Origin of the sequence: Streptomyces sp. TN58 (assembly GCF_001941845.1) — a bacterium.
Taxonomy (GTDB): Bacteria; Actinomycetota; Actinomycetes; order Streptomycetales; family Streptomycetaceae; genus Streptomyces.
This window is the reverse complement of the sequence record NZ_CP018870.1, coordinates 1,225,505-1,238,027: the sequence shown is the minus strand read 5'-3', so window position 1 is coordinate 1,238,027 and position 12,523 is coordinate 1,225,505. Positions and strand designations below refer to the sequence as shown.

Annotated in this window: 11 protein-coding genes; 5 read left to right on the top strand and 6 right to left on the bottom strand. The window is 74.2% G+C overall.

Annotation, left to right across the window (positions count from 1 at the left end; genetic code table 11):
• Positions 1-14: 14 nt before the first annotated feature.
• Entirely contained in the window at positions 15-416 is a 402-nt protein-coding gene (locus tag BSL84_RS05605; protein ID WP_030029673.1) for a DUF742 domain-containing protein, read from the top strand.
• A complete protein-coding gene (locus tag BSL84_RS05600) occupies positions 397-1,023 on the top strand; it encodes a GTP-binding protein (RefSeq protein WP_030029674.1) in 627 nt (208 codons plus the stop codon). The genes BSL84_RS05605 and BSL84_RS05600 overlap by 20 nt, the downstream gene beginning before the upstream one ends.
• 172 nt (positions 1,024-1,195) lie before the next feature.
• Here BSL84_RS05600 and BSL84_RS05595 read toward each other — a convergent pair whose 3' ends face one another.
• From BSL84_RS05595 to BSL84_RS05580, 4 genes are all read right to left on the bottom strand, one after another.
• Entirely contained in the window at positions 1,196-2,398 is a 1,203-nt protein-coding gene (locus BSL84_RS05595) for a lipid-transfer protein (RefSeq protein ID WP_075969940.1), read from the bottom strand.
• Entirely contained in the window at positions 2,395-2,853 is a 459-nt protein-coding gene (locus BSL84_RS05590; protein ID WP_199838704.1) for a Zn-ribbon domain-containing OB-fold protein, read from the bottom strand. The genes BSL84_RS05595 and BSL84_RS05590 overlap by 4 nt, the downstream gene beginning before the upstream one ends.
• 69 nt (positions 2,854-2,922) lie before the next feature.
• Complete coding sequence (locus BSL84_RS05585; RefSeq protein ID WP_045323200.1) at positions 2,923-3,261, bottom strand: DUF962 domain-containing protein; 339 nt, start codon at positions 3,259-3,261, stop codon at positions 2,923-2,925.
• A 13-nt stretch (positions 3,262-3,274) separates the two neighbouring features.
• Complete coding sequence (locus tag BSL84_RS05580; protein ID WP_075969939.1) at positions 3,275-4,006, bottom strand: M15 family metallopeptidase; 732 nt, start codon at positions 4,004-4,006, stop codon at positions 3,275-3,277.
• Between the two features lie 23 nt (positions 4,007-4,029).
• On the opposite strand from BSL84_RS05580, the gene BSL84_RS05575 reads away from it, so the two are divergent.
• On the top strand, positions 4,030-4,539 hold the full coding sequence (locus BSL84_RS05575) for an NUDIX domain-containing protein (protein ID WP_045323201.1): 510 nt from the start codon (positions 4,030-4,032) through the stop codon (positions 4,537-4,539).
• A gap of 389 nt (positions 4,540-4,928) precedes the next feature.
• On the opposite strand, the gene BSL84_RS05570 is transcribed toward BSL84_RS05575, so the two are convergent.
• A complete protein-coding gene (locus tag BSL84_RS05570; RefSeq protein WP_234363415.1) occupies positions 4,929-7,559 on the bottom strand; it encodes a TIM-barrel domain-containing protein in 2,631 nt (876 codons plus the stop codon).
• Between the two features lie 255 nt (positions 7,560-7,814).
• Between BSL84_RS05570 and BSL84_RS05565 the strand changes: the two genes are divergently transcribed.
• The gene (locus BSL84_RS05565) at positions 7,815-9,797 is read left to right on the top strand and encodes an acetoacetate--CoA ligase (RefSeq protein WP_075969938.1); all 1,983 of its coding nucleotides are present in this window, start codon (positions 7,815-7,817) and stop codon (positions 9,795-9,797) included.
• A 64-nt stretch (positions 9,798-9,861) separates the two neighbouring features.
• Positions 9,862-10,782, top strand: coding sequence for a hypothetical protein (locus tag BSL84_RS05560; RefSeq protein WP_075969937.1), 921 nt, complete (start codon positions 9,862-9,864; stop codon positions 10,780-10,782).
• Between the two features lie 60 nt (positions 10,783-10,842).
• Here BSL84_RS05560 and ptsP read toward each other — a convergent pair whose 3' ends face one another.
• Positions 10,843-12,513: a phosphoenolpyruvate--protein phosphotransferase gene (gene ptsP, locus BSL84_RS05555; RefSeq protein WP_030029533.1), complete on the bottom strand. Its 1,671-nt coding sequence runs from the start codon at positions 12,511-12,513 to the stop codon at positions 10,843-10,845.
• Positions 12,514-12,523 lie beyond the last annotated feature (10 nt).

Sequence of the window (12,523 nt, the reverse complement as noted above, 5' to 3'; positions counted from 1 at the left end):
ACACTCCCGCCGGCATGCCCTTCGACCCGTCCGCCGCAGACCACGCGCACTGGTTCGACGACGACGCGGGTCCCGTCGTACGCCCCTACGCCATGACCCGCGGCCGGACCAGCCACGCCGGCCAGCACCGCCTCGACCTGATCGCACTCGTCGTCGCCGAACCGGCGGCCGACGATCCGGTCTGGGACATGACCCTCTCCCCGGAACACGCCCACATCCTCGGGCTGTGCCGGGAACGGCCCCAGTCGGTCGCCGAACTCGCGGCCGACCTCGACCTCGCGGTCGGGGTCGTCCGCGTCCTCATCGGCGACCTGGTCGACGAGGAACTGGTCCACGTGACCAGGCCGGTACCCCCGGCAGAACTGCCCGATGAATCCATTCTGCGTGAGGTGATCGATGGCCTTCGGGCGCTTTAGCCGCACCGGTGCCATGCACGCGGTGTCGCCGGTCGAGCCGCTGACCTTGAAGATCCTGGTCGCGGGCGGCTTCGGGGTGGGCAAGACCACCCTGGTCAGCGCGGTCAGCGAGATCAGACCGCTCCGGACCGAGGAACGGCTCTCCGAGCCCGGCGTCGGCGTCGACGACACCGGGGGAGTGGAGGGCAAGAGCACCACGACCGTGGCCATGGACTTCGGGCGCATCACGCTCCGCGAGGACCTGGTGCTGTACCTGTTCGGCACGCCCGGGCAGGACCGGTTCTGGTTCCTGTGGGACGAGCTGGCCCAGGGCTCGCTCGGTGCCGTGGTCCTGGCCGACACCCGCAGGCTGTCCGACTGCTTCGCGGCGGTCGACTACTTCGAGCGCCGCGAGATCCCGTTCGTCGTCGCGGTCAACTGCTTCGACGGCGCGGACCGCCACCCCGTGGTGACCGTACGCAACGCGCTCGACCTCGACCCCGGGGTCCCGGTGCTGCTGTGCGACGCACGGGACCGCGAGTCCGTGAAGGACGTGCTGGTGGGGGTCGTGGAACACGCCATGTCCCTGGCCCGCGAACGGCGCCGGAGCCTGTCCGCGGGAGCCTGAACCGGGCGGGTCCGCCCGCCGACCGGCATGGGCGCGGCCCGTACCCCCGCCGACTGGGGTACGGGCCGCAGCTCTCACGGGGGGTCGCGTCGGCCCCGAAGCGGTGCGGGACTGTGGAGCGAGTGTGAACCCGCCGCCGGGGACCGTCAAGCGCCAGGACGACACGAGCCGTTCAGCGCACGGCGACCACGGCCGACCCGTGCCCGAACAGCCCCTGGTTGGCGGTGATCCCCACCCGCGCGCCGGGCACCTGCCGCTCCCCGGCCGTACCGCGCAACTGCCACGTCAGCTCGCACACCTGGGCGATGGCCTGGGCGGGCACCGCCTCCCCGAAGGACGCCAGCCCGCCACTGGTGTTCACGGGGATCCGCCCGCCCAGAGCCGTCGCCCCCTCCCGCAGCAGCTTCGCCCCCTCACCCTCGGCGCACAGCCCGATGTCCTCGTACCACTCCAGTTCCAGGGCGGTGGACAGGTCGTACACCTCGGCGAGCGAGAGGTCCTCCGGCCCGAGCCCGGCCTCCTCGTACGCGGCGCGCGCGATCGAGGAGCGGAACGAACCCGCGGCCCGCACGCCGGTCGCCCGCACGGCCGTCGTCGAGTCGGTGGCGATGTCCGGCAGGTCCAGCACCGTCCGCGGATAGGTGGGCGTCACCGTGGACACGGCCCGGATCCGTACCGGGTCGGCCACCCCGCGCGAGCGCGCGAAGTCCATGCTGGTGAGCACCAGCGCGGCGCCCCCGTCGGAGGTCGCGCAGATGTCCAGCAGCCGGAGCGGATCGGCGACCACCGCCGAGGCGGCGACCTCGGCGGCGGTGACCGCCTTGCGGTAGCGGGCGTGCGGGTTCAGCCGGCCGGCCGCCGCGTTCTTCACCTTGACCCGGGCGAAATCCTCCAGCGTGTCCCCGTGGACGGCCATCCGGCGCCGGGCGTAGAGCGCGAAGTACGCCGGGTTGGTCGCACCCAGCACACGGAACCGCAACCAGTCCGGATCATCCGGCCGGTCGCCTCCCGCCGGCGCGAAGAACCCCTTGGGCGCGGCGTCCGCGCCGACCACGAGCACCACCTCGGCCAGACCCGCCAGGATCTGCGCGCGGGCCGCCCCGATCGCCTGGGCGCCGGAGGCGCACGCCGCGTACACGCTGGTCACCCGGGCGCCCTGCCAGCCGAGGGCGCGGGCGAAGGTGGCTCCGGCCACGTAGCCCGGGTACCCGCAGCGCACGGTGTCGGCGCCGACGAGCGACCCCACGTCCGTCCAGTCCAGGCCGGCGTCCGCGAGGGCCGCCCGCGCCGCGATACGCCCGTACTCGACGAAGCTGCGCCCCCATTTGCCCCACGGGTGCATGCCGGCCCCCAGGACGGCGACGTCGGCGCTCACGCGCCCGCTCCCACCGGCTGGAAGAGCCAGGTGGTCCAGACGGTCCCGGCATCCTCGTTCAGCACGCCGCCCACCACCTCGACCTCCATGCCGACCGCCAGGTCGGCGACCCCGACCCCGGGCGCGGCCTGCCCCAGCACGACCATCCCCTCCGCTTCCAGCTCGACCGCGACCAGGGTGTACGGCTCCCAGCGCGCGGCCGGGTCGGACACGTACGGGGCGGGCGGCCGGTAGCGCCCGTCGGTGTAGGACCAGACCCGGCCCCGCGGGGACAGCGGCACTTCGGCCAGCTCCCCGCCGCCCGGGCACTCCGGGTTGCGGCAGAAGGCGTCCTCGCGGGGGAAGAACACCGCCGTACAGGCGGTGCACCGGGTGCCGAGCAGCCGGAAGCCGCCCCCGTCCGGCGCGTTCTCGGTGAACCACCCGCTTACGACAGGTGTGCGTGTGCGTGCCAAGACCCCTCCCATGCCGAAGAGCTGACGCATCGTCAGAAGGCAGGAGTCTGCCACGGCCGCCCGGCCGGGTCACCGGTTCTCGGCGAGCCACTTCCGGGCGATCTCGTCCAGCTCCGCATCCCGCCCGGCCAGCATCATCCGGATCATCTGAGCGTCCCCGCGCAGCGACCACCCCGGATGTCCGAAGGTGGCCGGATTGTTCCCCTCGATCAGGAAGTGCGCCGGCCAGGCGGTCCCGTACCCGACGAGGGGGAGGGCGACGAGCCACCGCCTCCGGCCGCGCGCCACCCCGTACGCGGTCAGCGCCAGGCCGGTGAGCGTGCCGGCGAGATGGACCCAGCGGGTGGCGGCGCGGGAGTGCATCGCGACGTAGTAAGGCCAGAATTCCTCGTACGAGCTGAAGGTCATGCGGGAAAGGTACTCACGGGCGGACCTCCGCGACAGCGACGGGGAAGTCGAAATACGTGTCCGGGTACGCCTCCGGCTTGTACGTGAAATGCCACCACTCCTCGGGGAGGTTCACGAACCCTTCCCCGCCGAGCACCCGCTTCAGCAACTGCCGGTTCGCGCGTGCGGCCCCCGTCACCCGCGGATCGTCCGTGTGCGACAGCGGATCGAAGAAGTCGAACGCGGTCCCCATGTCGACCTCCCCGCCGGGAAGTTCCACCAGGGTCACATCGACGGTGCTCCCACGGCTGTGTCCGGACCTCTCCGCGATGTACCCCTCGGGGATGAGCCGGCTGCGCTCCACCCGCGGATAGAACTCCGCCTTCCGTGCCAGGTCGTCCGGACCCTCCTCCTCCCGGGCCCACCGCACGAACCGGTCGACCGCCCGCTGCGGCCGGTAGCAGTCGTAGACCCGCAGCGAATAGCCCCGCCGCAGCAGCACCCGCTGCGCCCGCCGCAGCGCCTCCGCGGCCGGCCGCGCCAGCAGGCACTCCGGCTCCGCGTAACCGTCGACCACGCCGCCGGTGAAGTTCCGCGCCCCCGCGTACCGCATGTCCTGTCCGATGCTCGGATCCACCTCCCGCAGCGCCGTGAACCCGGGCGCCGTGTATCCGCGCGCCGTGAACCCGGGCGCCGTGAACCCGGGCGGCGCGGCCGCCCCGCCCGCCAGCACCCCGACCACACCCACAACAGCCGTCGTCCGCATACCCCTTGGCATACCATCACGGCATGCCGGAACACCTGAGGGACTCGCACTGCTCCACCTGCGGAGCGCCATACGGTACGACCACCTGGCCCCGCACCTGCCCCGCGTGCGAAGCCACCGCCTACCGCAACCCCCTCCCGGTGGCCGTCACCCTCCTCCCCGTCGAGGACGCCGACGGCACCGGCCTCGTGGTCATCACCAGGACGATCGAACCGGCCCTCGGCGGCATCGCCCTCCCCGGCGGCTTCATCGACTTCGGCGAGGACTGGCGCGACGCCGTCGTCCGCGAACTGCGCGAGGAGACAGGCATCACCGCCCCCGCCGCGGACGTCACCCTGGCCGACGCCCTCAGCTCCCCGGCCGGGCACCTCCTCCTCTTCGGCCTCCTCCCGCCCCGTCACGCGGACACCCTCCCGGCCTCCAAGCCGACGGACGAGACCACGGGCTGGCACGTCCTGCGCACCCCCGCGGAGCTGGCCTTCCCCCTCCACACCCGCGCGGCCGCCTCCTGGTTCGCGGGACAATACGCCTGACCCAGTGCTGTGGCCGGGAATGTTGCCGGGTCGCGGCGCCCGGCACGGCGCCTCGCCCCGTTGTCGGACCACGCACGTACGTCCGGTACGAGCCGTGGCCCTCCGCGTTGCGATGCACCACACCGGACACCGTGTCCCGGCAAACCTCTCCGGCCACAGCACTAGGGCCTGTATCGAGTTGCCCCGCGACGCCGCGGGGCAACTCGATACAGGCCCTAGCCCCCACCCCGGCCGCTTCAGCCCCCCACCTTCGGAGCGCGGGGGCCACTGTCAGACCGGTTCGCTTGCGAGGCGCGGGGCCACTCTCAGCCCCGCCGGCGTTCGAGGCGCGGGGCCCGGGGCGGAGCCCCGTTCCCGAAGCCGCACCCACACCCGCCCGCACCGCCCCGCTACAGCCCCCGCACCACCACGCCCTCCACCGGCGCCCCCGCCTCGTCCTCCACCACCACCGCCCCGCCGGCCCACCGCGAGGTGTACCGCTCGACCACGCCCGCCCCGAAGCCCGGCCCCGGGTCCCGGACCACCACCCCGCCGCCCTCGCGGCCCCGCGCCGGCGCCCAGACCTCAAGCTCCACCCCGTCCCGGTCCCCGCCACCATCCCCAGGGGCCGGCGACGGCGCCGCCCCGGCCCGCACCGGCAGCACCGCACCCGCCCGCGCCAACACCGGGATCCGGCCCCGCGGTGCGTCCAACAGGATCTGCCCGGGCCCCTCGTACGCCGCCCCCGTCGCGGTGTCGTACCACCGGCCGCGCGGCAGCCGTACCGCCCGCCGGTCCGCCCCGCACTCCAGCACCGGCGCGACCAGCAGCGCGTCACCCAGCAGAAACGAGTCCTCGCAGTCCCGCAGCCGCCGGTCCTCCGGCGCCCCCCACCACACCGGCCGCACGTACGGAGCGCCCGTCCGCCGTGCCATGTGCGCCAGCGTCACGAAGTACGGCCGCAACCGCTCCCGTTCCGCCATCACCACCCGCGCGTGCGCCTCCACCTCCGGCCCGAACCCCCACGGCTCCCGCCGCCCGGCCCAGATCGCCGAATGCGTGCGGAACAGCGGCAGGTACGAACCGAGCTGCAGCCACCGCAGGTACAACTCCGGTGTCGGCGAGCCGCCGAACCCGCCCACGTCCGGCCCCGAGTACGGCACCCCGCACAGGCCCAGCCCCAGCACCAGCGCCAGCGACGCGCGCAGCCCCTCCCAGCTCGTCTCCACATCACCGGACCAGGTGCCGCCGTACCGCTGCATCCCCGCCCAGCCCGACCGGGAGAACAGGAACGGCCGCTCCCCGGGCCGCAGCCGGACCAGCCCCTCCCACCCGGCCCGCGCCATGCCCAGCGCGTAGACGTTGTGGCCCTCGCGGTGATCGCCGCCCGCTCCGTCCATCGCGTGCCGCGCCGACCGGGGCAGCGTGGCGTCCCCGAACGCCGCGAAGGACACCGGCTCGTTCATGTCGTGCCAGAAGCCCGCGAAGCCCTGCGCGAGCCGCTCCTCGTACAGCCCGCCCCACCACTCCCGCACCGCCGGATCCGTGAAGTCCGGATAGGCGCACTCGCCCGGCCAGACCTCCCCGCGCACCTCACGGCCGCGCGCGTCCCGTACGAAGGCGCCCGCCGGCCCCACCGCCGACCCGGCCGCGTGCAGTGCGTCCCCCGCCTTGACCGCCGGATCCACGATCGAGACCAGCCGTACCCCCTGCTCGCGCAACTCCCGCGCCAGCCCCGGCAGATCGGGGAACCGCTGCGCGTCCACCGTGAACACCCGGTGCCCGTCGTAGTGGTCGATGTCCAGGTGTACGGCCGACAGCGCGAGCCCGCGTGACACGTACCCGGCGACCACCCGCCGTACCTCCGCCGCGCTCCCGAACCCCCACCGCGCGTGCTGGTACCCCAGCGCCCACTCCGGCGGCACCGCAGCCGAACCCGTCAGCCCCGACCAGCCCTGGAGCACCCGGGCCGGCGTTCCCACCAGCACCCAGCAGCGCAGCGGCCCGCCCTCCATGCGCAGCTCGCTCACCCCCGGCCGGTCCGGCCCCGACCCCGCGCCCTCCTCGCCCTCGCCGAGCACCACCCGGCCGTCCCAGCAGTTGTCGTGGAACACCAGGTGGGTCCCCGCGTCCGCCACGACCATCTGCACCGGCATGGTGAGGTACAGCGGATCGACGCCGGGCCCGAAGCCGCCCTTCGGATCCGTGTTCCACAGCCGGTACACCCCGTCGCGCAGCCTCGGTCCCGCGGCCCGCCCGCCGAGCCCAAAGAACCGCGCGTCCGCCGGCACCTCACTGCGCACCACCCACCGCGCCCGCCCGGTGCCGGCCCCGCCCCCGTCCGCCCCGCCCCCGTCCGCCCCGGCCTCCGGCCGGCCGAATCCGACCCCTCCTCGGTCTCGGACACCGGCACCGGCGCCGGCTCCCGCTCCGCTTCGCAGCGCTCCCGGCCCCGCACCCGTACCCGTGCGGTCCGGGCCGCGGCCGTCCCCGCCGGAGGCGGCACCGCCCACGCCACCGCCCGCCGGCACCGGGCCCCCGGCGGAGCCGGCCCGGTCCGCGGCCTCCCCGGCGAGGGGAACCGGCTCCCACCACCGCGGCGGCGACTCCCGCCGCAGCACCGCCCCACCCGGCGTGCGCACCTCCACCGCCCCGTGCCGGGACACCGCCACCGTCACCCGCTCCGACACCACCCGCCAGCCGCCACCGGTGTCCGGTTCCAGCACGGCCCGCAGGTCCGGCTCGGGCCCGCTCCCCACCACCGCGTACGAGGGGCCCGCCCCGGCCCCGTCCCAGGACCAGAACACCACCCCGCCCGCCAGCACCCGCACCAGCAGCTCCGAGCGCGCGAACCGCAGCACCCCACCGCCCGGCCGCGCCTCCGTACCGACCAGCGGGCCCGGCACCCGGGCCCGCTCCGCGCCCCGGCGCGGGAGCCCCACCGCGTCCGCACGGCGCCGGCGCCACGCCGAGAGCCAGGCGCGCCGACCGCGCTCCGTACCGATGTCCATCACCGCACGCACCAGATCGCGACCGTCCATGCCGATCACCCTGCCACCGGGCCCCGGCCGAGGGCAGGGCGTTCCACGGCCGTTCACCCGCCGGCTACGGGACAGCCCTTGGGCCCGGCGGCCGGCGGCGGACATCCCGGCCGGTCACCCGACCGGCCAGGTCCGCCCTGGTGCAGCCGTCGATCACATGGCATCGTCCCTGTGAGCCGCCGCGCGCGCACCCCCCGCGCGATGGCACCGTACGCACACGAAGCGCGAGCCGCAGACTTGACCGGGAGCCGACCCATGACCTCAGCCACCCAGCCGGAACCCCTCTGGGCGCCGGGCCCCGACCGGATCTCCGCGGCCCGGATCACCGCCTTCCAGGCCTGGGCCGCGACGCGCTTCGGAGCCCCGGCGGAAGGCGGCTACCCCGCCCTGCACCGCTGGTCCGTCGACGAGCTCGACACCTTCTGGCAGGCCGTCGCCGAGTGGTTCGACGTCCGCTTCACCACCCCGTACGAGTCCGTCCTCGCCGACCGGTCCATGCCCGGCGCCCGGTGGTTCCCCGGAGCCACCCTCAACTACGCCGAGCACGCGCTGCGCGCCGCCGAGGACCCGGCCCGCGCCGACGACCCCGCCCTGCTGTACGTCGACGAGACCCACGAGGCCGTCCCCGTCACCTGGGCCGAGCTCCGCCGCCAGGTCGGCTCCCTCGCCGCCGAGCTGCGCGCCCTCGGCGTACGCCCCGGCGACCGGGTCAGCGGCTACCTGCCCAACATCCCCGAGGCGGCCGTCGCCCTCCTCGCGACCGCCGCGGTCGGCGGCGTGTGGACCTCCTGCGCACCCGACTTCGGCGCCCGCAGCGTCCTCGACCGCTTTCAACAGGTCGAGCCCGTCGTCCTGTTCACCGTGGACGGCTACCGCTACGGCGGAAAGGAGCACGACCGCCGCGAGGCCGTCGCCGAACTCCGCGCGGAGCTCCCCTCCCTGCGCGCCGTCGTCCACATCCCGCTCCTCGGCACGCCCGCGCCGGACGGCGCCCTCGCATGGTCCGCGCTCACCGCCGCCGACACCGAGCCCGTCTTCGAGCCGGTGCCCTTCGACCACCCCCTCTGGGTGCTCTACTCCTCCGGTACGACCGGCCTGCCCAAGGCCATCGTCCAGTCGCAGGGCGGCATCCTCCTCGAACACCTCAAGCAGCTCGGCCTGCACTGCGACCTCGGCCCGGAGGACCGGTTCTTCTGGTACACCTCCACCGGCTGGATGATGTGGAACTTCCTCGTCTCCGGACTCCTCACCGGCACCACCGTCGTCCTCTACGACGGCAGCCCCGGCCACCCGGACACGGGCGCCCAGTGGCGCATCGCCGAACGCACCCGCGCCACCCTCTACGGCACGTCCGCCGCCTACGTCATGGCCTGCCGCAAGGCCGAGGTCCACCCGTCCCGCGACTTCGACCTCTCCGCCGTGAAGTGCGTGGCCACCACCGGCTCCCCGCTGCCGCCCGACGGCTTCCGCTGGCTCCACGACGAGGTCGCCGAAGACCTGTGGATCGCCTCCGTCAGCGGCGGCACCGACGTCTGCAGCTGCTTCGCGGGCGCCGTACCCACCCTCCCCGTGCACATCGGCGAGCTCCAGGCGGCCTGCCTCGGCACGGACCTCCAGTCCTGGGACCCCTCGGGCAAGCCGCTCGTCGGCGAGGTCGGCGAACTCGTCGTCGCCAACCCCATGCCGTCCATGCCGATCCACTTCTGGAACGACCCCGACGGCAGCCGCTACCGCGACAGCTACTTCGAGATGTTCCCCGGCGTCTGGCGCCACGGAGACTGGATCACGATCACCGACCACGGCTCGGTGATCATCCACGGCCGCTCCGACTCCACCCTCAACCGGCAGGGCGTCCGGATGGGCTCCGCCGACATCTACGAGGCCGTCGAGCGGCTTCCCGAGATCAAGGAGTCCCTGGTCATCGGCCTGGAGGAGCCGAACGGCGGCTACTGGATGCCGCTCTTCGTCCACCTCGCCCCCGGTGCCGCCCTCGACGACGGCCTGCGCGCCCGGATCAAGGCGACGATCCGCGAGGAACTCTCCCCGCGCCACGTCCCCGACGAGGTCATCGAGGTCCCGGCCATCCCGCACACCCTGACCGGCAAGCGCATCGAAGTCCCGGTCAAGCGCCTCCTCCAGGGCACGCCGCTGGCCAAGGCGGTCAACCCCGGCTCCGTCGACAACATCGACCTCCTCGGCTTCTACGAGGACCTGGCGCGTACCCGCACCCGCGACTGAGGTCACTGTCAGTGGTCATGGTTACGCTGAGTGAGCAAATGTTCGCACTCAGGGGGAGCCAGCCATGCCACGCAAGAACGACACCGGTACCCACCGGTCCCGCAGCACCCACCGGCGCCGCGCGCTGCGCCGCGAAGTCCCCGGCATCGTCGGCCTCCTGGCCGACGCCGGGGACTTCGCGGCCATGTGCGGCTACCGCAGCTTCGGCTTCGACCGCCAGGCCGACTACGCCGACTACCTCCACCACGTCGACGGCCTGCTCCGCTCCTTCGCGGCCCGGGGCATCCACACCACCGTCGCGCTCTTCGACCCCGACGAGTACGCCGCGTACTGCGGGGAACGCGGACTGGACCCGGACACGTCCGAGGCCCGCAGCCGCTTCACCGCCGAACTCGCCGGCAGCGGCCCCGCCCTGCCCTACACCGGCCGGCCCGTCGACGAGATCGTGCCGCTGCTCGTCGACGAAGCCGTCCGCCAGGCCACCTGGGAGTACGCCACCGCCGTCCTCGCCGGTGTGGGCCGCTGCGCGGACTGCGGCGAGGACATCGGCCACGCCTCCTTCGACCGCGCGGCCGACACCCTCCAACGCCTCGTGGCCGGCGCCGGCCCCGGCCACCACCACTTCGTCTGCAGCGTCCCCACCGAGGACGAACAGCTCGTCGCCGTCCTCCACGCCGACACCACCGGCGACCCGGACACCCCGCCGCGCATCGAGGCCCGTGAAAGCCTCGACTTCGTGGCGGTACTCGCCGCAGGCCTAGCCCTCGGCGGTCCCGGCGGACTGGTCGTGCGCAGCACCACCGAGGGCCACCGCGACCGGGTCCACGGCTGGCGCCTGGACCGCGGCCGCCTCACGGCCCTCTCGGCGGCCGCCGTCTTCAACGCCTACTGCACCGACGCCGACACCGGAGACCTCGTCGCCCCCGAACCGGGCGTCGAGTACTGCCCCGGCTACGAGGTCGACGCCCCCGGACCACACCACTGAAAAGCGTGGGGCCCCCGCCGCCGGCGAGGGCCCCACGATCCACACCACACACCCGTCCGGCTACTCCCCGGAGAGCACCGCCTGGGCGGCCACGCGCGCCTCCTCGGCGCTGTCCGCCGCACGGGCCGCCGCCGCGGCACGCTCACACTGCGCCAGCGTGTGCTTGGCGAGCGTCGCCCGGACGTAGGGAATCGACGCGGCACCCATCGACAGGGAGGTGACACCCAGACCGGTCAGCACACAGGCCAGCAGCGGATCGGAGGCCGCCTCGCCACACACACCGCAGCTCTTGCCCTCGGCCTTCGCCGCCCCGGCCGCCATGGCGATCAGGTCGAGCAGCGCGGGCTGCCACGGGTCCTGGAGCCGGGACACCGCGCCGACCTGGCGGTCGGCGGCGAAGGCGTACTGAGCGAGGTCGTTGGTGCCCAGCGACAGGAACTCGACCTCCCGCAGGATCGACCGCGCGCGGAGCGCGGCGGAGGGGATCTCCACCATCGCGCCGAACTTCGCCTGCAGACCCGCCGAGCGGCAGGCATCGGCGAAGGCCTTCGCGTCGGCCCGGTCGGCGACCATCGGGGCCATGACCTCAAGGTGGACCGGCAGGCCCTCGGCCGCCTTCGCCAGCGCGGTGAGCTGCGTCCGCAGCACCTCGGGGTGGTCCAGGAGCGAGCGCAGCCCCCGCACGCCCAGCGCCGGGTTCGGCTCGTCCGCCGGAGTCAGGAAGTCCAGCGGCTTGTCGGCGCCCGCGTCGAGCACCCGTACCACGACACGCCCTTCGGGGAAGGCTTCGAGCACCTTGCGGTAGGACTCGACCTGCTTCTCCTCGGAGGGAGCCTTCTTGCTGTCGTCCAGGAACAGGAACTCCGTCCGGAACAGGCCCACACCCTCGGCCCCGGCCTCGACCGCCGCAGGCACGTCCGCAGGACCGCCCACGTTGGCCAGCAGGGGCACCTTGTGACCGTCGGAGGTCGCACCGGGACCCGACGAGGCGGCCAGCGCCGCCTTGCGCTCGGCGGCCGCGGCCTCCAGCTCGGCCCGCTTCTGCGCGGACGGGTCGACGAACAGATCACCCGTGCTGCCGTCCACAGCGATCACGGTCCCCTCGGCGATCTCGCCGGCGCCCGGCAGGGCCACGATCGCCGGCACGCCCAGCGCCCGGGCGAGGATCGCGCTGTGGCTGGTCGGCCCGCCCTCCTCGGTCACGAAGCCGAGGACGAGGGCCGGGTCGAGCAGGGCCGTGTCAGCGGGTGCCAGGTCCCGCGCGATGAGCACGTACGGCTCGTCACTGTCGGGCACGCCCGGCATCGGCACGCCGAGCAGCCGCGCCACGATCCGGTTCCGTACGTCGTCCAGGTCGGCCACCCGCCCCGCCATGTACTCGCCGGCTCCCGCGAGCAGGTCGCGGTAGGCGGCGAAGGCGTCGTACACACCGCGCTCGGCGGTGCTGCCGACGGCGATCCGCCGGTCCACGTCCGCCATCAGCTCGGGGTCCTCGGCGATCATCGCCTGGGCCTCCAGCACGTGCTGGGCCTCGCCACCGGCCAGCTGGCCACGCGCGATCAGGTCGGCCGCCACGGCGCTCACGGCCTGGCGGGCGCGCCCCTGTTCGCGCGCCGCCTCGTCGGCGGTGATCTGCCTGGCCGGCGGTTCGAGGACCGCCGTACCCATGTGCCGCACCTCGCCGATCGCCACCCCGTGGCTCACGCCGACGCCTCGCAGCGTTGTCTCCATTTCACCCGTC